Source organism: Kutzneria sp. CA-103260 (assembly GCF_018263855.1).
Taxonomy (GTDB): domain Bacteria; phylum Actinomycetota; class Actinomycetes; order Mycobacteriales; family Pseudonocardiaceae; genus Kutzneria.
In genome coordinates this window covers 1,493,713-1,516,728 of record NZ_CP073318.1, presented here as the reverse complement: position 1 = coordinate 1,516,728, position 23,016 = coordinate 1,493,713, and the positions used below count along the sequence as shown (strand labels likewise).

20 protein-coding genes are annotated in these 23,016 nt (G+C 68.7%); 12 read left to right on the top strand and 8 right to left on the bottom strand.

The annotated features are described in order from the left end of the window. The first annotated feature begins 68 nt into the window (after positions 1-68). Entirely contained in the window at positions 69-2,387 is a 2,319-nt protein-coding gene (locus JJ691_RS06710; protein ID WP_211767917.1) for a hypothetical protein, read from the top strand. An 83-nt stretch (positions 2,388-2,470) separates the two neighbouring features. Here JJ691_RS06710 and JJ691_RS06705 read toward each other — a convergent pair whose 3' ends face one another. Both JJ691_RS06705 and JJ691_RS06700 read right to left on the bottom strand, forming a co-directional pair. After that, a complete protein-coding gene (locus JJ691_RS06705) occupies positions 2,471-2,911 on the bottom strand; it encodes a cupin (protein WP_211767916.1) in 441 nt (146 codons plus the stop codon). A 482-nt stretch (positions 2,912-3,393) separates the two neighbouring features. Then, complete coding sequence (locus tag JJ691_RS06700) at positions 3,394-4,494, bottom strand: HNH endonuclease signature motif containing protein (protein ID WP_211767915.1); 1,101 nt, start codon at positions 4,492-4,494, stop codon at positions 3,394-3,396. A gap of 316 nt (positions 4,495-4,810) precedes the next feature. Here JJ691_RS06700 and JJ691_RS06695 point away from each other — a divergent pair, with 316 nt between their 5' ends. Genes JJ691_RS06695 through JJ691_RS06670 form a run of 6 tightly spaced genes read left to right on the top strand, consistent with a single transcriptional unit; the run spans position 4,811 to position 12,845 of the window. Continuing rightward, entirely contained in the window at positions 4,811-5,569 is a 759-nt protein-coding gene (locus JJ691_RS06695; RefSeq protein ID WP_211767914.1) for a FadR/GntR family transcriptional regulator, read from the top strand. Beyond that, the gene (locus JJ691_RS06690) at positions 5,566-6,663 is read left to right on the top strand and encodes an enolase C-terminal domain-like protein (protein WP_211767913.1); all 1,098 of its coding nucleotides are present in this window, start codon (positions 5,566-5,568) and stop codon (positions 6,661-6,663) included. The genes JJ691_RS06695 and JJ691_RS06690 overlap by 4 nt, the downstream gene beginning before the upstream one ends. Before the next feature lie 31 nt (positions 6,664-6,694). Further along, a complete protein-coding gene (locus JJ691_RS06685) occupies positions 6,695-8,053 on the top strand; it encodes an ABC transporter substrate-binding protein (protein ID WP_249227738.1) in 1,359 nt (452 codons plus the stop codon). Further along, entirely contained in the window at positions 8,050-8,940 is an 891-nt protein-coding gene (locus JJ691_RS06680) for a carbohydrate ABC transporter permease (RefSeq protein ID WP_249227737.1), read from the top strand. The genes JJ691_RS06685 and JJ691_RS06680 overlap by 4 nt, the downstream gene beginning before the upstream one ends. Continuing rightward, positions 8,937-9,803 (top strand): carbohydrate ABC transporter permease, encoded by an 867-nt coding sequence (locus JJ691_RS06675; protein ID WP_211767912.1) that lies wholly within the window; start codon positions 8,937-8,939, stop codon positions 9,801-9,803. Before JJ691_RS06680 ends, JJ691_RS06675 begins: the two co-directional genes overlap by 4 nt. Positions 9,804-9,839: 36 nt before the next feature. Beyond that, positions 9,840-12,845, top strand: coding sequence for a discoidin domain-containing protein (locus tag JJ691_RS06670; RefSeq protein WP_211767911.1), 3,006 nt, complete (start codon positions 9,840-9,842; stop codon positions 12,843-12,845). 44 nt (positions 12,846-12,889) lie between these two features. Here JJ691_RS06670 and JJ691_RS06665 read toward each other — a convergent pair whose 3' ends face one another. Further along, entirely contained in the window at positions 12,890-13,438 is a 549-nt protein-coding gene (locus JJ691_RS06665; protein WP_211767910.1) for a TetR/AcrR family transcriptional regulator, read from the bottom strand. Between the two features lie 58 nt (positions 13,439-13,496). On the opposite strand from JJ691_RS06665, the gene JJ691_RS06660 reads away from it, so the two are divergent. Continuing rightward, positions 13,497-14,276, top strand: a complete 780-nt coding sequence (locus JJ691_RS06660; protein ID WP_211767909.1) for an SDR family NAD(P)-dependent oxidoreductase — start codon at positions 13,497-13,499, stop codon at positions 14,274-14,276. On the opposite strand, the gene JJ691_RS06655 is transcribed toward JJ691_RS06660, so the two are convergent. Next, entirely contained in the window at positions 14,273-14,908 is a 636-nt protein-coding gene (locus JJ691_RS06655; protein WP_211767908.1) for a hypothetical protein, read from the bottom strand. The two genes, JJ691_RS06660 and JJ691_RS06655, sit on opposite strands and share 4 nt — an antisense overlap. 17 nt (positions 14,909-14,925) lie before the next feature. Here JJ691_RS06655 and JJ691_RS06650 point away from each other — a divergent pair, with 17 nt between their 5' ends. The 4 genes from JJ691_RS06650 (at position 14,926) to JJ691_RS06635 (ending at position 17,680) form a co-directional block, all read left to right on the top strand. Continuing rightward, positions 14,926-15,648: an IclR family transcriptional regulator gene (locus JJ691_RS06650; RefSeq protein WP_211767907.1), complete on the top strand. Its 723-nt coding sequence runs from the start codon at positions 14,926-14,928 to the stop codon at positions 15,646-15,648. Between the two features lie 80 nt (positions 15,649-15,728). Continuing rightward, positions 15,729-16,286: a hypothetical protein gene (locus JJ691_RS06645; RefSeq protein ID WP_211767906.1), complete on the top strand. Its 558-nt coding sequence runs from the start codon at positions 15,729-15,731 to the stop codon at positions 16,284-16,286. Next, complete coding sequence (locus JJ691_RS06640; RefSeq protein ID WP_211767905.1) at positions 16,286-17,269, top strand: amidohydrolase family protein; 984 nt, start codon at positions 16,286-16,288, stop codon at positions 17,267-17,269. The genes JJ691_RS06645 and JJ691_RS06640 overlap by 1 nt, the downstream gene beginning before the upstream one ends. A 30-nt stretch (positions 17,270-17,299) precedes the next feature. Next, entirely contained in the window at positions 17,300-17,680 is a 381-nt protein-coding gene (locus JJ691_RS06635; RefSeq protein WP_211767904.1) for an MmcQ/YjbR family DNA-binding protein, read from the top strand. On the opposite strand, the gene JJ691_RS06630 is transcribed toward JJ691_RS06635, so the two are convergent. From JJ691_RS06630 to helR, 4 genes are all read right to left on the bottom strand, one after another. After that, positions 17,670-18,353: a DNA-binding response regulator gene (locus tag JJ691_RS06630; RefSeq protein ID WP_249227736.1), complete on the bottom strand. Its 684-nt coding sequence runs from the start codon at positions 18,351-18,353 to the stop codon at positions 17,670-17,672. The two genes, JJ691_RS06635 and JJ691_RS06630, sit on opposite strands and share 11 nt — an antisense overlap. Then, the gene (locus tag JJ691_RS06625; protein WP_211767903.1) at positions 18,338-19,438 is read right to left on the bottom strand and encodes a hypothetical protein; all 1,101 of its coding nucleotides are present in this window, start codon (positions 19,436-19,438) and stop codon (positions 18,338-18,340) included. Before JJ691_RS06625 ends, JJ691_RS06630 begins: the two co-directional genes overlap by 16 nt. Further along, the gene (locus tag JJ691_RS06620; RefSeq protein WP_211767902.1) at positions 19,431-20,573 is read right to left on the bottom strand and encodes a sensor histidine kinase; all 1,143 of its coding nucleotides are present in this window, start codon (positions 20,571-20,573) and stop codon (positions 19,431-19,433) included. Before JJ691_RS06620 ends, JJ691_RS06625 begins: the two co-directional genes overlap by 8 nt. 250 nt (positions 20,574-20,823) lie before the next feature. After that, entirely contained in the window at positions 20,824-22,980 is a 2,157-nt protein-coding gene (gene helR, locus JJ691_RS06615; RefSeq protein WP_211767901.1) for an RNA polymerase recycling motor ATPase HelR, read from the bottom strand. Between the last annotated feature and the right edge of the window lie 36 nt (positions 22,981-23,016).

Below are 23,016 nucleotides of genomic sequence, written 5' to 3'. Positions count from 1 at the left end.
GTCTGCCCCCATCGCCCGTCCCGGCCTGGCATGATCCCAGGCCGGGACGGTCCGTATTTGGGGGACGCATGGCCACCGCACGGCAACGCTGGACCCAGCTGGAACGCCGCCTGTGGACCGCCTTTCGCCGCGGTGACCTGGTCGACGTCCGCCCCGAGGGCACCGACCCGACGCACATCTGGGGCCCGACCCGCACAGTGCGGGCCGAGGTCCTTCGCGAGTTGCTCCTGGCATGCCCACCCTCGCTCCTCGGGCATGTCGGCGGCCTGCAACTGGCCGGCGCCCGCATCACCGGCTCCCTCGACCTCAGTCACGGCCGCATCGACCAGCCCTTCGCCTTCCTCGAATGCTGGTTCGACGAGCCGATCGATCTCAGCGCCACCCGCACCCAGGCCGTGTTCATCCAGGACTGCCGAGTGCCCGGCATCAACGCCGACGGTCTGCGCACCGACGGCGAACTGAACCTCGACGGCCTCCTGTGCACGGGGCGGCTGGACCTCGACAACGCCCATGTCAGCGGCCGCCTGGAGCTGAGCGGGGCACGCCTGTTCAACCCCAACGGCATCGCCCTGAGCGCGGCCGCCGCGGATTTCGGTCGCGACGTGCTCCTCCACCGTGGTTTTAGCGCGGTCGGAGAGGTCTCGCTGCCTGGAGCCCGGATCGAGGGCGACTTCAACCTTTCCACCGCGACCATCTCGAACCTCTCCGACGACGCCATCTACGCCGACTCAGCCAAGATCGGCGGCAACGTGTTGGCGGGCGTCGAATTCAGGGCAATCGGGCGAATCTGCTTCGCTTCCGCGACGATAGGTCGAGACTTCATCCTCTCGGACGCCATCCTCGACTGTCCTGAGGCCACCGCAGTGGCCTTCGACAAAATGCATGTCGAAGGCGATCTCGTGGCGAACCGGAGCGTTGTCGTCGGTGGCTTCTCCATGATGAGCGCCCGTGTCGACGGTCAACTCGGACTCAATGGCACCGTCTTGTCGAACCCGGGTGGCGATGCCTTCAGTGGAGACAGTCTGCACGTTGGCACTGGCGTGTTCGGTCGTGGCGGGTTGCGGGTGACTGGGGCGTTCCGGCTTCCCGGTGCTCGCGTCGGCGGCACTCTCACCCTCAAGGCCGCCACCCTGTCCAATCCAGACGAGGTCGCACTCATGGCATCGGCGATAGTCGTGGACGGTGACGTGTTTTTGGACTTCGGATTCTCCGTGGTCGGCGAGACACGCCTTTCGGGAGCGCACATCCGCGGTCAACTGAGTCTCGTGAACGCTGTGCTGAGCTACTCCGACGCCATAGCATTCAACGCCGACAGCATGTCGGTCGACTCCGGCTTCTTCGTCCGCCAGTGCCACGTCGACGGTGAGATGCACATGATCGGCGCCCACATTCGGGGCGACCTCGACCTTGAGGGCGCCGTGCTCGTCAGCGAGGGCAACACGCTGAACGCGGAAGGTCTCGACGTCAGCGGCAACGTCTTCTGCTGGTTCGGCTTCCACAGCACTGGCACCATGCAACTCGGAGGTGCTCGCATCGGAGGACAACTGACGCTGCGTGACGCCACCTTGCACAATCCGGATGGCTACGTGCTGCGAGCCAATCATCTGACCGTCGGAGAAGACATACTGGCCGATGAAAACTTCACGGTTCGTGGAATGCTGGACCTCTTCTCCTGCCGGGTCACCGGCGTTATCCGTTTGGCCGTGGAGAACGTCGACACAGTCGGCCTGCCCCAGACACGTGCCGACCGGCTGAGGCTGACCGGCACGCCGCACGGCCGCATGCGCCTGACTGACGTGACTGTCCGCGTTCTGGAACACCACCCTGATGACTGGCCCGAGCCCGGCAAGCTCAGCCTGCACGGCCTGACCTACTCCGCCCTGCACCCGCTCGACGTGCCCGCCACCCGCTGGCTCGACTGGCTTCGCCGCGGCCTTCCCGACGGCTACCGCCCTCAGCCCTATGCCCAACTGGCCAGCACGCTCCGCAACGTCGGCAACGACCGCGACGCCCGCGTTGTTCTCCTTGCCCGGCAACGGCATCGACGCCGTCATCTGCCGTTGTGGAGCAAGCCTTGGGGTTGGTTGCAGGATGTGGCGGTCGGCTATGGCTACGTGCCGTGGCGGGCGGCGGGGTGGCTGGGGATCCTGTGGCTGGCGGGGTGGCTGTACTTCCGGGACCAGCGGCCGCTGCCGGGCAGCTCCGGCGACTACCAGCCGGCGCTGTACGCCCTGGACCTGCTGCTCCCGGTGCTGAGCATCGGCCAGCGCGGCACCGTCCATTTCACAGGGGCAGCCCAGATCGTCGCCGCGGTGATGACGGTGTGCTCATGGATCCTGGGCATCGCTGTCCTCGCCGGCCTGACCCGGGCGCTGACTCGGAACTAGTGGCCGAACCTCAGCCCTACCCGGAAGGATGCCTCGCCACCCATGTGCCCTCCCCAGCCATGTGTAGCGAGGCTACCTACCCGCTACTGGAAGTCGCAGCCGGGGTTGGGGGCGTCCACCGCCAGCGGCTGGCCGACCGGGTTCACGTACAGCACTTCCAGCACCACCGGGGTGTCGCCCAGGTTCCGTCCGATGTGGACGTAGCCCGGTCCGGACTCCTCGGTGATGAACTGCCCCTGCCGGTCGACGCCGTCCACCGAGCAGTCCGACTTGTTGTGGGTCAGCGTGCCCTGCTTGACGATGGCGTAGACGTGGCCCGGGTGGTAGTGCCAGCCCGTGCTGCCCGTGTGCGGGGCGAGGGTGATGTCCTTGAGCACGTACTCGGTGTCACCGACCGTCTTGTCAAAGATCGTGACCGCGCTCACCCCCGTCCCCGGGGTGGCGTTCGCGGCGGCCGGCAGCAGCACCGCGGACGCACCGACGAGGGCTGCAGTGGCGACAGCCGCGCGGAAGGCTCTGCGCATCGGATCGAACTCCTTGTTCCGGAACCTGAACGGCGCCAGTGAACCAGGCCCGGCCGCCACCCGCAGCACTTCTCCCCCTTCGCTGACCCTTTGGGCGAAATCCCATGTCAACGCGCACAGCAGCCCACGTCCACCACTGCGAGGAGGAGGCAGGAGAGATAAAAGGGACCAGCAAGGACAACGCGACGTGCGCACCAACGTGACCACGGACTGACCGGCGGCGGACCTCCCAACGCCCCCACCTGACGCACGCACCTACGGACCCCAACCACGGTGTCGGGTGGCAAGGCCGCGACGGCACACAGGAGTCGTCGACCAAGGAATCGGCCGTCGTGGCCGCGGCAGCGGATCACCAGCACAAGGGCCTGTGAGAGTACGGGCCGTTGGGCGAGAGAGTGTCGAAACAATCCCAGAACGGGGATTTCGCTTGATCCGGCCAGGTGGTGCGGTTCTACGGCGGTGTTGGCGGGGCGGTTGTGGAGTTAGAACGGTGGCTCCTCCACCGGATCCGGCGTCGTGATGTAGGTCTGACCCCACCGCGTCTCGATCGTCGTAGTCCCATCGTCGGCAATGACGACCTTCGCCCTGGTCGCATGCTTATACCGATGATGCCCGCGATCCAACGGCCCCAGATTGGTCCCAGTACTCTTCCCCTCCGGCCACGCCACCGCATGATCGACATCGCAGGACCGCGAGGGATGCGAGCAACACGGCATCACACACGTCCGGTGCCGGGTCCGGATGAACCGATCGACCTCCGCCTTCGGCCGGTAGATCCCCGGGCTGTACTCCAACAACCGCCCAGCCGGATCGGTGAGCAGACGGTGGAAGACAGTGCCGGGGTGGGACATGAGGTCCCGCACCACCTCCGCCGGCAGCAACTGACCGGCATCGAGCTGCCCCGGCCGGTCGTCGACACCCAACAACGCGGTGATCGGCACCGTGACCTGGATCAACGCCTTCGAGCCAGCACTCTTCGGCTCCTCCAACACCAACGACGCCAACACATCCGCCCGCACGGCGTCCATCGACCGGCCGTTCTTGGGCTCCTGACGGGCCAAGCGGTCGATCTTGGCGTACATGGCCTGGGCGACTTCCACTGGTTGTTCGGTTTTGAGGGCGGCCATACCCTCCTCAGTGTCATAAAGGATCACAGTGCGATCCCGACGACGCTCCGCGCATCGCCGGGCATGCCCGGCCGGATCCGCCCGCTGCAACCGACCCTGCACCGACCGGCGAAGCTGTTGGCAGCAGCGGCCTGCGGCGGTCTCCAAGGTCTTAGCGACGGCTTTCTGCGCCACCTCACGACTGTAGTGCTCGGTAGGGTCCACCAGGCCGTGGGCAGACCATTCGCTGATCACCCCGGCTTCCATGGCCTCCACCACATCAGGGAACACCGTGGCCACACGAGTAGCCCACTCAACGAGGGACGAGGCGTTGGAAGAGGACAGTTGCAGGGCCATCCCGATGTCACGGTCGGCCCACTCATCGACGTTCAACTCAGCAATCAGTCGTAGCCGCTCGGCTTGAGCCTTACGAAGGAGACGCTCGCATTCGATCAAGCGAGCGAGTTTCTCTTGCATACCAGCAATTCTACTCGCCCACCAAGATCGATCTCGCTCCCCGAATGAGTGAAAAGTGTTATAAGGCAAGGCTTTTGAAGATCAAGAGAGTGACTCAAGGAGATGCGCATCCCCAACCCCAACGGGCCGCCGGCCCGCCAGATCCGAGACGGCCAGTCCCGCACGACATCCGACAGGTCGAAGTCCACAGCACCCAGAAGTTGACGCTCACGCTCCGTACATTAAATCAGACTCATCGTCACACCCCTTGCGCATCGACCCTGATAGTTCATACTCATTCGCAGATGAGTCAGGTTCATTGACGAACGAGGGGGCCATGGACAGCGCCGAGCGTGCCGCCGACGGCGGGGGTGACCGGTACCGGCCGGGATACGAGCTGGTCGCGGAGCGGCTGCTGCAGCACATCGCCGAGCAGGGCCTGCACCCCGGCGACCGGTTGCCGACCGAGCAGGGCCTGGCCGAGCTGCTGGGCACTACTCGCAACCAGATGCGCGAGGCGGTCAAGGTGTTGGCGGCCATCGGCCGGCTGAGCGTGCGCCGCGGCGCGGGCATCTTCGTGGCCGCGGCCGACCGGACGCTGGCCGACGAGGAACTGGCCCACTTCCAGCCGACCGACATGGCACACGTCTCGATGCTGCTGGACTTCCGCCGGCTCATCGAGGCGGAGACGGCCCGCCGGGCGGCATCCCTGGCCACGCCGATCCAGGTACGCAAGATCCGGGAGAGCGCCGAGGAGTCGCTGCGCCTGGGCACAGCCAACGAGGTGCGGGGATTCGCCCGCGCCGACCAGCAGTTCCATGATGCGGTGGCGATCGCCGCCGACAATATCTTCCTCCAGTCCAATGTGGCCAATATCCGGCGTTTCGCCGCGCAGACCGACACGTTGCTGTTCCACGGCGACGTGCCCGGGTCGCTGGAGGTGGCCGGTCGGCAGCACGTGGCCGTGGCCGAGGCGATCGCCGAGGGCGACCCGGACCGCGCCGTGCAGCTGATGACGGCCCATATCGACACCACGCAACGCCAGTTCGAACGCAAGATCCGCAACCGGATGTTCACCCAGGGACCTCAGCAGTGAGGATCACGCACGTCGAGTCGCACCGCATCGAGGTCCCGCCGGCCGATCCGCCTTTCCACTGGCGTGACGGGCTTTCCGGCAGCCCGGCCCAGGGCGACGGGGCGGTGCTGCGCATCGGCACCGACGCCGGCGTCGAGGGTGTCGCCGTGTTCGCTCGCCCAGGTGCAGGTGTGCTGCTGGACGATCTCGTGAACCGAATCTTCCGGAAAGAACTGATCAACCAGGATCCGCTCCGACGCGAGTGGATCTGGCACCGGATGTGGGAGCTGGACCGGATCCACGAGCTGCCGCTGCCCACCCTGGGGCTGGTGGACATCGCGCTGTGGGACCTGGCCGGCCGCCTCTACGACCAACCCGTATGGCAAGTGCTGGGCGGCTACCGGGACAAGATCCCGGCCTATGCCTCAACGTCCACTTTCGACAGTACCGAAGAATTCCTTGACGTAGCAGACCAATGCCTCAAGCTCGGCTACCGTGGCATCAAGCTGCACGCCTGGGGCGACGCCCGTCGCGACGCCGCGCTGTGCACGGCGTTACGTGAGCACGTCGGGCCCGATCTGCCGCTGATGTACGACGGATCCGCCGGCTTCGACCTGCCGGACGCCGTGTACCTCGGGCACGCGCTGAGCGAGGCCGGCTACCTCTGGTACGAGGAGCCGATGCGGGAGTTCAGTGTGACGGCCTACCGACAGCTCGCACAAAAGGTGCGAATCCCGTTGCTGGTGGCGGAAACCTCCGACGGGGCCCACATGAACTCCGGCGACTTCATCGCCGCCGGGGCCGCCACCTTCGGCGTCCGCACCGGAACGACGCTGCGTGGCGGCATCACCGGCGCCATGCGGACCGCCCACCTCGCTGACGCCTACCGGCTACGGGCCGAGGTGCACGGCTCGGACATCCCGAACCACCACCTGTGCATGGCCATTTCCAACACCACGTACTACGAGTCGCTGGTGACGTCGACGTCCGTGCGGCGGGAACGCCACGTGGACGCCGAGGGGTTCGTCCACGCCCCGACTTCGCCCGGCATCGCCCTGCCCGCCGAATTCGGCTACGGCGCAGCATTGTCGCCGTACGTGGAGCGCGCCGCCTGATCTCCAGAAACCCCGCCCCGAAGGACCGACAATGATGTCACACCAGCGCCGAACCGTGTCCGCGATCGCCGCCTTACTGGCCGTCGGCGTGCTCACCGCCGCCTGCGCCAGCGCAGATCCCAACGCCGGCAGCGAAACCACCGCGGCCAGTTTCACGCAGCAGCCCCAGGACACCAACGCCAAGATCACGGTCTGGACCGACTCGACCCGCCTGGCGTCGGTGCAGGCCTACCAGAAGGCCAATCCGGGCGTGCGGATGGACGTCGTCACCTACGACGGATCGGCCGACGGCTCGACCTATCTGCAGACCAAGGTGCAGCTGTTCGACCGGACCGGCAGTGGCTGGCCGGACGTGGTGTTCGCGGCGCCGACCGACGTGACCTGGGCGTCGCAGCCGACGAGCCCGAGCGCACAGGCTTTCGCCGCTCCGGTCGACGAGGGCCTGGTGCCAGCCGACACGCTGAAGAACTTCGCCACCGGCTCGCTGGCCCCATGCCAGTTCAACGGCCACACCTACTGCCTGCGCAACGATATCGCCCAAGTCGTGCTCTGGTACAACAAGTCGCTGCTCGACCAGTTCGGCTACCAGGTGCCCACGACCTGGGAGGAATACCAGGCGCTGGGCGAGAAGGTGGCCAAGGAGCACCCCGGCTACCTGGTCGGCGCGATCGGCGACACCAACTCGCACGAGTCGTACTTCTGGTCCGCGCAGTGCCCGGTCCAGCAGCTGACCGGTCCGACCGCGCTGCGCTCCAACCTCCAGGACCCGCACTGCACCAAGATGGCCTCGCTGCTCGACAGTCTGATCAAGGCCGGTTCCGTTACCACCCAAGGGTTCTTCGGGCAGGGCTTCGCCAAGGACTACGGCAGCAAGGTGCTGATGGCGGTCGGACCGTCCTGGTACGGGCAGTACCTGTTCAACTCGGCGTTCAAGACGCCGGCCGGGCAGATCACCGCCGCGGCCCCGCTGAAGTGGCAGGGTGAGTCGCAGGCCCACACCGGCAACGTCGGCGGCGGCGTGTGGATGGTCTCCTCGCACAGCAAGAATCTCAAGGCCGCCACCGCGCTCACGACCTGGCTGACCACCTCGGACGACAATCTCAAGGCCGCGCCGACCTATCCGGCCTACTCCCCCGGCGCCAAGGCCTGGCTGGCCAACCCGGCCAACAAGGACTACTTCGCCACCGACGTGTCCACCGTGTTCCAACAGGCCGCCGACGAGGTGTGGACCGGTTGGGGCAACACGAAGTTCAGCGACGCCACCGCGTGGTCGAGCGTGGTGCTGCCGGCGGTGACCGCGGGCAAGACGCTCACCGCCACGCTTCCCGCGTGGCAGAACGAGATCGCCAGCGAAGCCAAGTCCGTCGGATACACGGTGACCACGCAGTGAACCAGCCGGTCCGGCGGGCCCGGGAGGGCGGCGTCTCCGGCCCGCTGTTCGTGAGCGGATACGTCATTCTCCTACTAGCCTTCGGTGTGCTGCCCACGCTGTACGCGGTGTACCTGGCGTTCACCAATGTGCGCGGGCAGTTCACCGGCCTGAACCAGTTCCTGCGAGTGTTCCAGGACTTCCGGTTCTGGCCCGCGTTCGGGAACATCGTGGTGTACCTGGTGTTCTGGCTGCTGCTGATCGTGATCCTCACCGTGGGGGTGGCGATCCTGCTGCGCAGCCGGATGCCGGCCCCGCTGTCTGCGGCGATCCGGTTCCTGTACTACATCCCGGGCGCGCTGGCCGGCGTGGCCAGCGTGCTGGTGTGGCTGTTCATGCTGGACCCGTCGGTCAGCCCGGTGAACTGGCTGCTGAAGGCCCTCGACCTCGCCACCTTCGCCCAGGTGCTGGCACCGGGCCACCTGTCGCTGATCTTCGCGCTGATCGCGTTCTGGACCGGGGCCGGCGGCTGGATCGTGGTGATGTACGGGGCGCTGAACAACATTCCCCAGGAGGTGCTGGAAGCGGCCCGGATGGACGGGGCCGGGCCGTGGCGGATGGCGCTGCACATCCAGATCCCGATGATCCGCAAGTGGATCGTCTACATGGCGATCCTGGCCTTCGCCGCCGGCACCCAGCTCTTCGTGGAGCCGCAGCTGTTGCAGACGGCCTCGCTGGGCCGGGTCAGCCCGACCTGGTCGCCCAACCAGCTGGCCTACGTGTACGCGTTCCAGCACGGCGACTTCAACGGGGCCGCCGCGATCTCCCTGGTGCTGCTGGTGATCGGCCTGCTCGGGGCCGGGCTGCTGGTCACCCGGTCGGGACTGTTCAAGGTGGACGAGCAATGAAGCGGATCATCGGACTCACCGCGATCACCATCGTTCTGTTGGCACTGCTGGCGTTTTTCGTGCTGCCGGCGATCTGGCTGCTACTCGCCCCCACGAAGACCGCCGCCGAGCTGGCGGGCGACTCGCCGCTGTCGTTCGGCTCGCTGGCCAACATCGGCCTGGCCTGGCAGCACCTGGCCGGCTTCGAGGACGGCGTGCTGTTCACGTGGCTGCGCAACTCCGCCGTGTACTCGGTCGGCGCGCTCATCGTCACGCTGGTCACCAGCATTCCCGCCGGCTACGCCCTGGCACTGACCAAGTTCCGGGGCCGCAAGCTGCTGCTGACCGTCACGCTGATCGTGATGATCATGCCGTCGGCCGCGCTGGTGCTGCCGGTGTTCCTGGAGCTCAACGTGGTGCATCTGATCGGCACCGCGTGGTCGATCATCCTACCGTTCTCGTTCTACCCGTTCGGCGTGTACCTGGTGTACATCTACTTCGCCACCAGCCTGCCGCGCGAGCTGCTGTCGGCGGCCCGGCTGGACGGGGCCTCGGAGTGGCAGGTCTTCACCCGGATCGCCCTGCCGCTGGCCACGCCGGTGGTCGGCCTGGTGGCGTTCTTCAGCTTCGTCGGCAACTGGAACAACTTCTTCCTGCCCTACCTGGTGCTGCCGGGCAGCGACCAGTTCCCGATCCAGGTCGGGCTGAACCAGCTGCTGTCGTCGACGCCGTCGTTCAACCCGGTCGCCGGCGCCGGCCTGAACATCACCAGCCCTGAGCTGGCGCTGGCGATCATCGTCGCCGTTCTGCCGGTGCTCGTGCTGTTCCTGTTCTCCCAGCGCACCCTCGTGTCGGGGATGCTCGCCGGGGCCACCAAGGAATAACCGTCCATTCTCGACAACGACGTCTCGGGAGTGTTCATGCGCCACCGTCCCCTCGGCGCGGCCTTGGCCGTGCTGCTGGCGGCTGCCGCCGTCACTGTGTCCACAGCGGACGCATCGGCGGCAGCCACCACCACCTACACCGTCTCCCCAAACGGCCAGGGCTCCGCCTGCACCGCGAGCAACCCCTGCTCCCTGCTCACCGCCCAGGGCAAGGTCCGCAAGGCCACCGGTTCGATGTCATCGGACATCGCGGTGGTGCTCAAGGACGGCACGTACCGGCTGGACAAGACGCTCACCTTCGATGCCGCACAGGGTGATTCCGCGACCAACGGGCACACCGTCACCTACGAGGCCGCCGCGGGCGCGCACCCGGTGATCAGCGGCGGCGAGCAGGTCGGCGGCTGGAAGCAGGGCGTCGACGGCGTCTGGACGGCGAATGTGCCGGCCGGCACCGACACCCGGCAGCTGTACGTGGACGGCGTGCGGGCCAACCGCGCCTCCGGGTCGAACCCGACCGGCTTCTCCCGCACCGCCACCGGCTACACCACGTCCGACGCCACGTTGGCCGGCTGGCACAACATCTCCGACGTCGAATTCGTCTACAACGTCAGCTGGACCCAGGTGCGCTGCGGCGTCGCCTCAGTGTCCGGCACGACCGTGACGATGAAGCAGCCGTGCTTCGACAACTCCAGCAAGAAGCAGTACGGCGTCAACATCGACCAACCGTCCTTTGTAGAGAACGCCAAGGAGCTGCTGAACGACCCCGGCGAGTTCTACCTCGACAAGCCGGCGCACACGCTGTACTACATCCCCCGCGAAGGCCAGGATCCGCGCACCGCCGACGTGGAGATCCCGCGCCTGCAGACGGTGGTCGCCGGCACCGGCACCGTCGCGAACCCGCTGCGGGGGCTCGTTCTCCGGGGCATCACCGTCCAATACGGAGGGTGGACCGACCCCAACAGCGCCGACGGCTTCTCCGAGGTGCAGGCCAACATGCACCTCACCGGCCCGGACGCATGGGAGAAGCAGGGCTCCTGCGACCGGTTCTCCAAGACTGATCCCGGCACCTGCCCGTACGGCAACTGGACCATGACACCCGGCAACGTGGTCTTCGACCACACCGACGGACTGAGCTTGCAGGGCAACACCTTCCAGCACCTCGGCGCGGCCGGCCTGCAGCTGGGCCAGTACGTGCACAACTCGTCGGTGGCCGGCAACGTGTTCACCGACATCTCGGCCAACGGCCTGGAGATCGGCAACGGCGCCGACGCCAATCCCGGTGACCTCAACGTGATCCCGGCGAACAACACGATCGCCGACAACTGGGTGCACCACGTGGCCGTGGAGTACACCAGCGGTGTCGGCATCTTCCAGGGCTACGCCCGCTACGACACGATCACCCACAACCAGGTCAACGACGTACCCTACAGCGGCATCAGCTCCAACTGGGGCTGGGGCTACAACCCGAACACCCGGACGGCCGGCAACAAGATCACCAACAACCTGGTCTTCGACCACCTCCAGCAGCACATCGACGGCGGCGGCATCTACGTCGTCGGCGAGGAGGGCCAGTCGATCGACACCGGCCTGCTGATCAGCGGCAACGTGGTGCGCAACGGGGACGGCTTCGGCCACTCCATCTACACCGACGGCGGCAGCCACTACATCACCGAGACGGGCAACGCCGAGTTCGGCAACGACACCAACTCCTTCGGCGGCAGCAAGGAAGCGGCCAACCCGTACGGGGACTTCGTCTTCACCGACAACTACTACGAGCACACCACGCCGGACTTCCCGGCCGGCGACCCCACCAATCTCACGCTGGCCAACAACCACCAGGTGTCCTACGACGGCACCGGCGTGCCGGCCTCGCTGCTGGCCAACGCCGGCCTTGAGCCGCAGTACCAGAGCCTGACCGCGCCGCCGGCCGGCAGCGCGCCGAAGAACCTGGCCACCGGCAAGCCGGTGCAGGCCCAGTTCCTCGACAGCAGCACCGCCACGCTCCAGCCCGAGTCGCAGCTTTCCTATGCCACCGACGGAAATCCTGCCACCTACGCGCAGGCCAGCGGGCAGTTCAGGTGGCAACTGGTGGTCGACCTCCAGCAGTCCCAGACTCTGGGCTACGTCACGGTCGGCATGCCGCGGCCGCACTTCGCCACCGACTTCCACGTCGACGCCTCCGCCGACGGCAGCGCGTGGACCACGGTCGGCACGGTGCACGGCAGCTGGGGAACCGTCCCGGTCGACTTCGCCACCCCGATCACGGCCCGGTACCTGCGAATCGTCGCCGACAAGCCGGACGACTGGGGCCAGCGCGGCGATCAGATGGCGATCAGCGAGGTCGGCGCGTTCGCCCCGACCAACCTTGCCGCCGGCGCCCGCATCCAGGACGGCACCGCCGATCTCGGCTCGGTCAAAGGGCTCACCACCGTCACCGCCACCGAGTGCGACGGAAAGCCTTACAGCGTCGCCACTTCCACCGACGGCAAAACGTGGACCACGGTGATCGCCGACTCCCGGACCGCCAAGCTCCAGGCCCCGGTCACCGCCCGGTACCTGAAGTTCAGCGGGGTCAAGGGTTCCGTGCAGATCAGCGGCGTCACCGCGTACGGGCCGAACGACACGGCCCTGAACAAGCCTGCGGCGGCCCTGTTCATCGACGACACGCAGGCCCTGATGCAGCCCAATTCCACGCCGGCCCTCGGCGATGACGGCGACCCGAACACGTGGACCCAGGCCACCCAGCGCTATCGGTGGGCCTATCAGGTGGATCTCCAGCAGCCGCAGTCGATCGACGTGGTGTCGCTGCTGATGCCGGATGACAAGTTCGCCACCCGGTTCCACATCGACGTGTCCCTGGACGGTTCGACGTTCTCCACCGTGGCCCGGCGGGTGGACAGCGCCGGCGGCATCACCGGCGTCCAACTGGATCAGACGGTGCAGGCCCGCTACATCAAGGTGGTGGCCGACCGGCCCGACGACGGCGGCCAGACCGGCGGTCAGATGGCCGTCAGCGAGCTGGCGGTTTACGGCTCCAGGTAAGGGAACGACGCCGCGCCGGGCAACCGCCCGGCGCGGCCTCAACGCTACGGCAACAGGACCCGGAACAGGCGCTCCAGTGTCTCGGTCAGCTCGGCCTCGTCCGTCTCGTTGAGCGCGGTGCTGCCGATCACCTTGCGCATCAACCAGAATCCGTTGATCAGCGCGAGCGCGACCGCCGTGTCGGCCCGGCTGGCGCCGGAAACCTCCAGGGCGTGGCGTTCCACGTGCTTCTCGATGCCGGCCCGCAGGATCTCCGCGGCGCGCGGGTTGGGGGCGGAGCGGAGCGCCAACAGGAACGGGTCGAGGCTGTCGGCGTCCGGCGCGGTGCGACGGACCAGCGTGGCGGCGATGTCGCGGGCCAGCGTGGCCGGGTCGTCGCCGAGCACGGTGCGCTCGGTCATCGACACCTCCACGACTTCGGCGAACAGGCCCTCCTTCGATCCGAAGTAGCGGTTGACCAGCATCGCGGTGACGCCGGCGGACTGGGCGATCTCCCGGACGCCGACGCCGTCGTAGCCGGCGCGGGTGAAGGCCTCCACCCCGGCGCGCAGGATCGCCTCCCGGGTGGCCGCGGCATCCCGCTTGTGAGTCATGTCTACGAGTGTAGACTAGCCTCCGAAGTCTACAGGCGTATACATGAGAGGAACCGTTATGGACCTGCGAATCGACGGTCGTCGCGCGCTCGTCACGGGATCGAGCTCGGGCCTCGGCGAGGCGATCGCGCGGTTACTGGCCGAGGAAGGCGCGGAGGTCGTGGTGCACGGCCGCGACGAGGCGCGGACCCGGGCGGTGGCCAAGGACATCGGCGCGGCGGCGGTCGCGATCGGCGACCTGGCCACCGATGCCGGCGCGGACGCGGTGGCGGCCGCCGCTGGGGAGATCGACGTGCTGGTCAACAACGCCGGCCGGTACGACACCGTCGGCTGGACCGACTCCACGGCGGAGCACTGGCAGGAGTTCTACAACGTCAACGTGGTGTCGGGCATTCGCATGATCCATCGGCTGGTGCCGGGCATGCGGGCCCGCGCTTGGGGGCGGGTGATCCAGATCGGCGGCGGCCTGGCCGTGCAGCCGATGGCCATGCAGCCGCACTACAACGCCACTCTCGCCGCCCGGCACAACCTCACCGTCTCGCTGGCCCGCGAGCTGTCCGGCACCGGCGTGACGTCCAATGTGGTCGCACCGGGAGCGATCCTGGCCGACGCGACCCAGCGGCTGATGACCAGTCTGGCCCCCGAGCACGGCTGGGGCGAGGAGTGGCCGGAGATCGAACGCAACGCCGCGCGGAACTTCGTGCCCAACGACATCGGCCGGTTCGGCCGTCCCGAGGAGATCGCCGGCGCGGTGGCCTACCTGTGCAGCCCGTACGCCGACTACGTCAGCGGCGCGACGTTGCGAGTGGACGGCGGGGCGATTCGCTCGGTGGCCTAGGTGGACGGTGCGAGCTCGTCGATCGCCTGCCCCAGAACCGTTTGCTCGTCGTCGGGCAGCGACCGGCCGGCGTGCACCATCTGCGCCGCGGTCAGCAGCGCCATCCGGTCCTCCATCGTGCCGAGATCGCCGAGGTAGGCCGGCAGCAGCAGACCGAGGGCGGTGAGATCGGCACGGGCGGACAGCTTGGCCAGCAACTCGGCCAAGGACACCGACGAAGACCGCGATCCCAGGCCGGCGGCGACGGCGTAGCGGATGCCGTCCCGATACGGACCGACGGGAGCGTCCTCAATGCACTCGGCGGCGAGCCGGTAGTGCTCGTGCGCATCGTCCTCGGCGCCGAGATCGGCGTGCGCGCGGGCGAGATTGAGGTGCAGCGAGGGATAGAAGCCGCGGACCCGGTCGTCGCCGACGAGGTCGGCCCGTTCCAGGCACAGGGTGTTCCAGCGCAGCACGTCCTCGGGCGTTTCCTGGTGCCGGGCCACATAATGCGCCGCGACGCACGCCTCGTAGTCGTCGGCGGCGACCTCCCACGCCTGCCGGAACAGGTCCCGCGCGTCGGCGGCGCGGCCCTGGGTCTCGGCCTGCATGCCCTGGCCGACAAGTCGCACAACCGGGTTGTTCGGGTCCATGGACCTACGCTACCGGCGTGACGACTACCAGCGACGACCGCCAGGGTATTCAGTCCGTGGAGATCGCGATGACGGTGCTGGACGCGATCGAACGCGGCCGCGGCCCGATGAGCCTGTCCCAGATCGCGGCCGCGGCGGACATGGCCACCAGCAAGGCACATCGCTATCTGGTGAGCCTGGGCCGGGCCGGTCTGGTGGCGCAGCTCAGCTCCGGCCGGTACGACCTGGGGCCGGCGGCGCGACGGCTCGGCGTGGAGTCGCTGCGCCGGATGGACGAGGTGGGGCTGGCCTCCGAGCACCTGCCGGGGCTGCGGGACCGCACCTCGCACGCCGTGAACCTGGCGGTGTGGGGTGATCACGGGCCGGTGCTGGTGCGCTGGGAGTACGGCGTGCATCCACTGCCGATCACCATCCGCATCGGCGCGACGATGCCGCTGGCGACTTCCTCGGTGGGCCTGGTGTTCCTGGCCCACCTCCCACGGGCGCTGACCGATCCACTGGTCGAGGACCGTAACGAGGAGGCCGTTACCAAGGTGCTGACTAACGGGTACGCCGTTACAACGGGGGTGATGATCCCGGGCATGAAGTCGGTGGCCGCGCCGGTGTTGACGACGTCGCTGCCGCTGGCCGTGGCGTTGGCGCTGCCGTCCACGGTGAGCGACGAGGAGTTGGCGGCCGCCACCGCCGACCTGATGGAGACCACCACGCGGATGACCGTGGAACTGGGTGGTGCTGTCTAGAACCACCCTCTCGACAGCCGTCGTTCACCAATCGTAAGCTTGCTACACATTGGTGAATCCCAACGGCGGGAGGAACGGTTGTGGACACGCTTGTCGTGCCCGAGGTGCGGGCGGACCTCGTGTGGTGGCGCTGGTGCGCCCGCCACCCCGTGGCATCGGTGCTGGTCACCGGGTTCGTCGCGACCCAGATGGCCACCACGCTCGGCTACTTCATGCCGGCCGTCGGCCTGCCCGAGTTGCCCTGGCCGCTGCACAACGGCATCGTCGCCGCGCCCAACACCCCCGAGGGCACGGCGGCGTCCTACTTCGCCGGGCAGTTCATGCACTACCTGGACGGCATCGCGTTCACGCTGGTGTTCGCGTTCCTGGCCCATCCGCGGCTGCCGTTCCGGGACACCGACACCGGCAACTTCCTGAAGGCGCAGGCGTTCTGCACGATCCTGACGCTGGTCGCCGTCACGCTGCTGGTGCCGTTCGTCTACGCGCCGGGCAAGGGCTTCGGGGTGTTCTCCTTCGGCCACGGCTGGCAGTTCCCGTTCGCGGTGTGGCTGTGGCACCTGATCTTCGGCGCGCACCTGGCCGCCCTCTACAACCCGGGCCGGGTCCGCCGGCAGCTGATCGCCGACCGAGGAGAATGATGCAGGGCAAGATCGCGTTGGAAGAGCACTTCTCCACCGAGGAGACGATCGGCGACTCACAGCGCTACGCCCCGCCGACGCACTGGCCGGAGCTGCGCGAGCGGCTGCTGGACATCCAGAACCGGCGGGTGCGGGAAATGGACGAGAACGGCGTCGAGCTGATGCTGCTGTCGCTGAACTCGCCAGCCGTGCAGGCCGTGCCCGACGCCACCAAGGCCGTCGACCTGGCCCGGCGGGCCAATGACCACCTGGCCGAGGAGATCGTCAAACGGCCGGACCGGTTCAAAGGCTTTGCCGCGCTGCCCATGCAGGATCCGGAGGCGGCGGCCGCGGAGCTCCGACGCGCCGTTGTCGACCTCGGCTTTGTCGGCGCGCTGGTGAACGGGTTCTCCGAGTTGGACGCCGACGGCACCGTCAGCCACTACGACACCGCGGAGTACCGGCCGTTCTGGGCCGAGGTCGAACGCCTTGACGTGCCGTTCTCTCTGCACCCGCGCAATCCCCTGCCGCCGGACGCCCGAGTGTACGGCGACCACGAGTGGCTGATCGGGCCGGCTTGGGCCTTCGGGCACGAAACCGCCGTGCATGCCTTGCGGCTCATCGGATCCGGGCTCTTCGACGCCCATCCGGGACTGAGGATCGTGCTCGGACATCTCGGCGAGAACCTGCCGTACGGCTTGTGGCGACTGGACAATCACAACGCCTGGCACGGGCAGCGGGCACCGGGCTACCAGGCCCGGCGGGATGTCACTGACTACTTCCGGAAGAACTTCCTGATCACGACGTCCGGGAACTTCCACACCGAGACGCTGGTGGCGGCGATCATGGCGGTGGGGGCGGAGCGGATCCTGTTCTCCACCGACTGGCCGTTCGAGAACGTCGACCACGCGGCGGGGTGGTTCGACTCGGCGAAGATCAGCGACGAGGATCGACGGAGGATCGGGCGGGACAACGCGGTGCGGGAGTTTCGGCTGGCGGCCTGATTGTCAGTGCTCCTGCGTAGACTCCGGCCCATGGGAGTCAGCAGTGCCGTGTTGCACCGCGTGTTGGACGCGCTCGCCGAAGTGGAGCAGTCGCAGGCCCGCGACTGGACGTCGTTCGGCGTGCGGGGCAAGCGGTTCGGCTACTACTGGCCGCGGACCGAGACCGTCGGCCTCAAGCAGACCATCGCCGAGCAGCAGGCCCTGGTGGCCGAACGCCCCGAGGTGTTCGAGGAGCAGTTCACCATGGGCGGCTTCGGCTGGGTCGTCGTCCAGCTCGCCGGCGTCGAGGCCGACGAGCTGGCCGAGCTGGTGTACGAGGCGTGGCGGCTGACCGCCCCGGAGGAGCTGGCCGACGGGCTGCCCTTCGCCAAGGTGGCCAAGGTGTTGCCGCGGCGGCGGGTCAAGAGGTGAGGTCCTCCATGGCGATCAGGCCGTCCTGGATCGCCCGCTCCACCAACGCCGCCTTCGTGCGGGCGGGCCGGCCGGTGTTGGCGTACTTGATCCGCACCCGGTCGATGTAGGTCTCCACGGTCTTGATCGACACGCCGAGTTTGCCGGCCACCAGGCGCTTCGAGTCGGACTCGAACCAGGCGACCAGCGTCTCCATCTCCCGCTCGGACAGCTGCGGCCGGCTGGGCCGCCGGTCGGTGCTGATCGCCCCGCCCAGCGACGGCGAGGTGTACGGCAGGTCGGCGGCGGCGGCCCGGATCGCCGGGATGAGGTGGTCGGGTCCCTCGGCCTTGGTGAGATAGGTGAACACGCCGAGGTCCAGGCACGTCAGCACGGTGTCGCGGTCGGCCCGCTGGGAGTAGACGATCACCTGCCGGCCGGCGTCGACCAGCCGCTCCAGCTCCCGGAACGCGGGCGGCCCGCCCAGCTGCAGGTCGAAGATCACCACCTGGGCCGAGGCCCCGGGTTCGGTCCAGGCCCGGCCGATCTTGCCGTCGGCGTCGACCAGCTCCACCGGCGGCCGGGCGGCAGCGCACCAGGCCCGCACGCCGGCGGTGATCGCCGGATGGTCGTCGATGATCACGGCGGTGATCACGCCCTGACTCACGTCCGGCTGATTCAGGTCGTCTGCCACGTCGCCTTCACCCACAAGCGGTCCTCGTCCTCAACGGTGGTGATCCTCACGGCGCCGTCGGCCTCGGCCGGGATGCCGGCGGCGTCGCCGTCGGCGACCACGCTGACCGACACCCCCGAATCCGTGCCCAGCACCGTAACGCGCGCCCAGTTACGTGCGGTGCTCAACACCCGCACCGGCGCCTCGGTCAGCCCGCGCCGCACGTCCAGCGGCAGGCCGGGCCAACTGCCCTGGGTGGCCAGGTCGACCAGAATCCCGCGCCGCTCGGCCACGTCCACACAGGCCTTCAGCTCGTGCAGCAGCCGGTCGTCGACGTCGTCGCCCTCGGCGAACAGCCGCCGCATCCGGGCAGCGGCGATGGCGCTGTCGCGGCGGGTCTGGTCGGTGGCCGGGTCGAGCTCGCCGTCGGCCAGGCCGATCAGCAGCGGCCGGACCACGGCGTCGAGCTGCTCGGAGCGCCGGCGGCGGTCCTCGTGCACGCGGGCGGCGATCACCTCGGCCGCCCGCACGGCTTCCTCGGCCTCGGCGGCGCGGGCGGCGGAGTTGGCCGCGGACCGCAGCATTCCGGTCGCCACACCGGCCATCACCTGGAACGCGCCGATCGTCACGACGTCGGTGCCGACGTTGATCAGCGGCACCGGGGCCAGCTGACCGGCCACCGCCAGGTGCACGAAGTTGGTGGCGAAGTGCGCGGCGAGGACCGCCAGCAGCACCGCCAGGTCCACGTCCAGCAACAGCACCACGGCGATCCAGCCGATGGCGTCGAGCGGCCAGTTCGCGTAGCCGGGCACTTCGCCGGCCGGGATCAGGGCGTTGACCAGCACCGAGATCGCCAGCGTGAGCCCGAGCGCCGGCCACCGCCACCAGCCCCACGACCGGCCGCGAGTGATCAGCACTCCTTCGACGGCCAGCATCGCGAGCAGCGCCAGGTAACCGGCGACCACCGGCCACGCCACGATGTAGACGTCCAGGTGCGTAAGCAGTGCCGGCACGTCCAGGGCGATCAGGTCGGCCAGGGAGACGATCAGGATGGCAACCCGGAGCCGGCCGCGAAGGCGCGCCATGGTGGCGCGGGCGTCAGCCACGATCCCACTCCAGCCGCACGGTGGTGCCCTCGCCCGGCGCGGAGGTGATCACGGCCCGGCCGCCGGCCGACGAGAGCCGTTCGACGATCGAGTTGGCCACACCTCGCCGCCGCTCCGGCACCGCATCAAGCCGGAATCCCCGGCCACGATCGGAGATCACCACGGATTCGGCGGTGATGATCACCTTCGCCGACGTCTCCCCCGAGTGCCGGGCGACGTTGTTGAGCGCCTCCCGGAGCGCACCCCGTACCGCCCGGGCGATCTCCGGCGACAGCGGAAGGATGTCCGGTGCCGACAGGTCGACGGCCACGCGGCTGGCGGTGACCACTTCGAGCAGCGCGGGCAGGGCGTCCCCCTCGGGCGTCTCGGCCTCGCCGGCCAGCGCGGTCAGGTCGCGGGCCGCCTGCGCCCGCACCCAGGCGTGATTCGAGCCAACCTCGCCTAGCCCGACCATGAGCAATGTCGTCGCGGCAGTGTCGTGCAGCATCGCGTTGTAGGCCCGCTCGTCGGCGCGGACGGCTTCTGCCACCGCCGCGTCCCGCCGGGCTACCTCAGCCCTGGTCTCCTGGGCGTCGGCGATTCGGGCCCCCTGCACCAGCAACGTCGCCAACACGCGGGACAGCACCGCCTGCACGGGCGTCCACGCGCCGATGGCCAACGCACCAACCCACAATTCCGGCGTGGTCCACCACGCGCCGACCAGGAACGCCGCCGTGACGGCCAGCGCTGTCGCCAACCCCGGCGCCATCCGGGTGTGCCATTGGTGGACGACCACCGACACCGACACGAGCGTGATCACCCAGCCCTGGCCGTTGCCGATGGACACCGCCGGCACCGTCCACGGCTGGGTCAGCCCGGCCACCGCGAGCACCGCCACGTCGGCCCAGGCCAGCCCAGCCCAGGTCAGATCGGTTTGCGGGCCCCGCCACAGCCACCGCCCGTAGAGCAGGCTCCAGGCGACCACGGTGATCACGATCACCGCGGTCCGCAGCTCGTGGCCGGCGGGGGCGGACATCACCCCGAGCAGGCCGCCCACCAGGGCGACCACCGCGCGCGCCACAGCCAGGATGCGCTGCGCGGCCCGCGTCAGCTGTTCCTCGACCGCTCCCCTTGTGGGGTGTTCACCCGACACCATCGGCAGCGAGTATGGCGCATCGTTGTCCGTGGACGGGGAACTGTCCGCGGGGGAGAGTGAAACGAATGAGGGGAAGACGGGCTCGGTGAATCTGTGCACCGAGCCTGTCTGTTTGTCCGGGACCGTGTCGACCGGGGAGTCCGCACGGTCCCGGACCTCTCTCAGACACCGCGAGTCCCGCTCTCGGGCACCTGAATGTCGAGTTCCGAAACCCGCATCATGGCTGCCTGAGAGCGGGACTCGCCGGGTTTCAGCGCTCGGTGAGACCGCTCAGGGCGGTCGGCAGCGGGCCCTGGTGTAGGACGCCGAGGCGCTGCGTGGCCCGGGTGAGGGCGACGTACAGCTCGGCCGCCCCACGCGGGCCGTCGGCCAGGATCCGGTCCGGATCGACCACCAGCACGGCGTCGAACTCCAGTCCCTTGGTCTCCGACGCCGGCACCGTGCCCGGCACGCCGGGCGGCCCGATCACGATGCTGGTGCCCTCGCGGCCGGCCTCGTCCCGGACGAACTCCTCAATGGCCACCGGGAGTTCATCGGCGGTGACCTTCCGCGACCACGGCTGCGCGCCGCAGGCGCGGACCGACTCCGGCGGCCGCACGGTCGGCGCGAACTCGGCCAGCAGCGCCGCGGCGACGGCCATGATCTCCGCCGGCGTGCGGTAGTTCACCGTCAGCGAGCGGTAGACCCAGCGGTCGGCGACGTACGGCGCCAGCATGGCGTCCCAGGACCGGGCGCCGGCCTCGGACCGGCGCTGGGCCAGGTCGCCGACCACCGTGAACGACCGGTTGGGGCAGCGCCGCATCAGCACCCGCCAGTCCATTTCGGACAGTTCCTGGGCCTCGTCCACCACGACGTGCCGGTACGTCCAGTCGCGGTCGGCGGCGGCCCGCTCGGCCAGGTCGCGGGTGTCCACCTCGTCCTGGCGCTCGGCCAGCTCGATGGCGTTGACCACGTCCTTGGCCAGCAGCGAGTACTCGTTGTCGACCTCCTCGTGGTCGAGTTCGAGCATGTTCATCACGCCCTCGGCGTACTCGGCCGCGGCCCGGCGTTCCCGCGCCGCCGCCTGCTCGGCCGCCTTGTCCAGCGCCTTGTCCCGGCCGAGCAGGTCGATCAGCTCGTCCAGCAGGGGCACATCCGACACCGTCCACGTCTCGGGCTCGGCGCGGCGCAGCTCCGGGTGCTGGGGCGACCGGTAGAGCTCGGCCAGCACCGACTGCGGCGTCAGGATCGGCCACAGCTGGTCGAGGGCGCCGGCGAACACGTCGTCCGCGTTCAGTTGCTTGACCAGGTGGGCCCGCTGGTTCTCCCACTCCTTCTTGTCGCTGCGGTTCAGCCAGCCCTTGCCGATCCGGCCCAGCGCCCGCTCGGTCAGCACGTAGGTGACGATCTCGGTGAACACCGTCCGGGCCTCGTTGTGCGGGAGCCCGCTGTCCCGGGCCTCCTGCCGGGCCCACTCCGCGGTCGCGGCGTCGATCCGCAGCGTGATGCCGCCCAACTCGATCTCGATCGGCTCCTCGGGCAGCCGCTGCCGGTCGGCGATGGCCGCCCTGAGCACGTCCAGGATCTTCAGCGACCCTTTGAGCTTGGCCACCTCCGGCGGGTCCTCGGCGGTGGCCCGCAGGCCGGGCACGAAGTCGCCGGTGGTCGTGAACACCACGTCGGACTCGCCGAGCGAGGGCAGCACCCGGCTGATGTGGTTGAGGAACGACGGGTTGGGCCCGACCACCAGCGCGCCGTGCCGCTCCATCCGGTCCCGCTGCGTGTACATCAGGTAGGCGACGCGGTGCAGCGCCACCACCGTCTTGCCGGTGCCCGGGCCACCCTCGATCACCAGCACGCCGGGGTGGTCCAGCCGGATGATGTCGTCCTGCTCGGCCTGGATGGTGGCCACGATGTCGCGCATGCCCTCGCCGCGCGGCGCGTTGACCGCCGCGAGCAGGGCGGCGTCGCCGTGGTCGCCGGCCTGCGGACGGCCGAGCACCTCGTCGGTGAACTCCAGCACCTGCCGGCCGCGGGTGTGGAACTGGCGCCGGCGGCGCATGTTCTTCGGCGTCGCCCCGGTCGCCGTGTAGAAGGCGCTGGACGCCGGCGCCCGCCAGTCCAGCAGCACCGGCTCGTAGTCGTGCTCGTCGTCGAACAGGCCGATGCGGCCGATGTAGAGCCGCTCGCCGGTCACGGTGTCCAGCCGGCCGAAGCACAGCCCGTTGTCGGCGATGTTGAGCCGCCGGATCTCCCGGGTCAGCGCCCGCACCTCGTCGTCCCGCTCCAGGGGCGTGCCACCGGTCCCCCGCAGCGCGGCTGTGTGCCTCTCCTTCACCCGCACCCGCTCGGCGTCCAGCCTCGTGTACAGCCCGGCGACGTAGTCCCGCTCGGACCGCAATTCGTCCTCGTACCCCTGAGTTGACACAGGCCCCTCACACTGCCTAAAATGTAACTAGGAACG

Excerpts from the sequence above, each read along its gene's own strand:
- JJ691_RS06710 (WP_211767917.1), top strand. The coding sequence starts at position 69 with ATGGCCACCGCACGGCAACGCTGGACCCAGCTGGAACGCCGCCTGTGG.
- JJ691_RS06705 (WP_211767916.1), bottom strand. The coding sequence starts at position 2,911 with ATGCGCAGAGCCTTCCGCGCGGCTGTCGCCACTGCAGCCCTCGTCGGT.
- JJ691_RS06700 (WP_211767915.1), bottom strand. The coding sequence starts at position 4,494 with ATGCAAGAGAAACTCGCTCGCTTGATCGAATGCGAGCGTCTCCTTCGT.
- JJ691_RS06695 (WP_211767914.1), top strand. The coding sequence starts at position 4,811 with ATGGACAGCGCCGAGCGTGCCGCCGACGGCGGGGGTGACCGGTACCGG.
- JJ691_RS06685 (WP_249227738.1), top strand. The coding sequence starts at position 6,695 with ATGATGTCACACCAGCGCCGAACCGTGTCCGCGATCGCCGCCTTACTG.
- JJ691_RS06675 (WP_211767912.1), top strand. The coding sequence starts at position 8,937 with ATGAAGCGGATCATCGGACTCACCGCGATCACCATCGTTCTGTTGGCA.
- JJ691_RS06670 (WP_211767911.1), top strand. The coding sequence starts at position 9,840 with ATGCGCCACCGTCCCCTCGGCGCGGCCTTGGCCGTGCTGCTGGCGGCT.
- JJ691_RS06665 (WP_211767910.1), bottom strand. The coding sequence starts at position 13,438 with ATGACTCACAAGCGGGATGCCGCGGCCACCCGGGAGGCGATCCTGCGC.
- JJ691_RS06660 (WP_211767909.1), top strand. The coding sequence starts at position 13,497 with ATGGACCTGCGAATCGACGGTCGTCGCGCGCTCGTCACGGGATCGAGC.
- JJ691_RS06655 (WP_211767908.1), bottom strand. The coding sequence starts at position 14,908 with ATGGACCCGAACAACCCGGTTGTGCGACTTGTCGGCCAGGGCATGCAG.
- JJ691_RS06640 (WP_211767905.1), top strand. The coding sequence starts at position 16,286 with ATGCAGGGCAAGATCGCGTTGGAAGAGCACTTCTCCACCGAGGAGACG.
- JJ691_RS06635 (WP_211767904.1), top strand. The coding sequence starts at position 17,300 with ATGGGAGTCAGCAGTGCCGTGTTGCACCGCGTGTTGGACGCGCTCGCC.
- JJ691_RS06620 (WP_211767902.1), bottom strand. The coding sequence starts at position 20,573 with ATGGTGTCGGGTGAACACCCCACAAGGGGAGCGGTCGAGGAACAGCTG.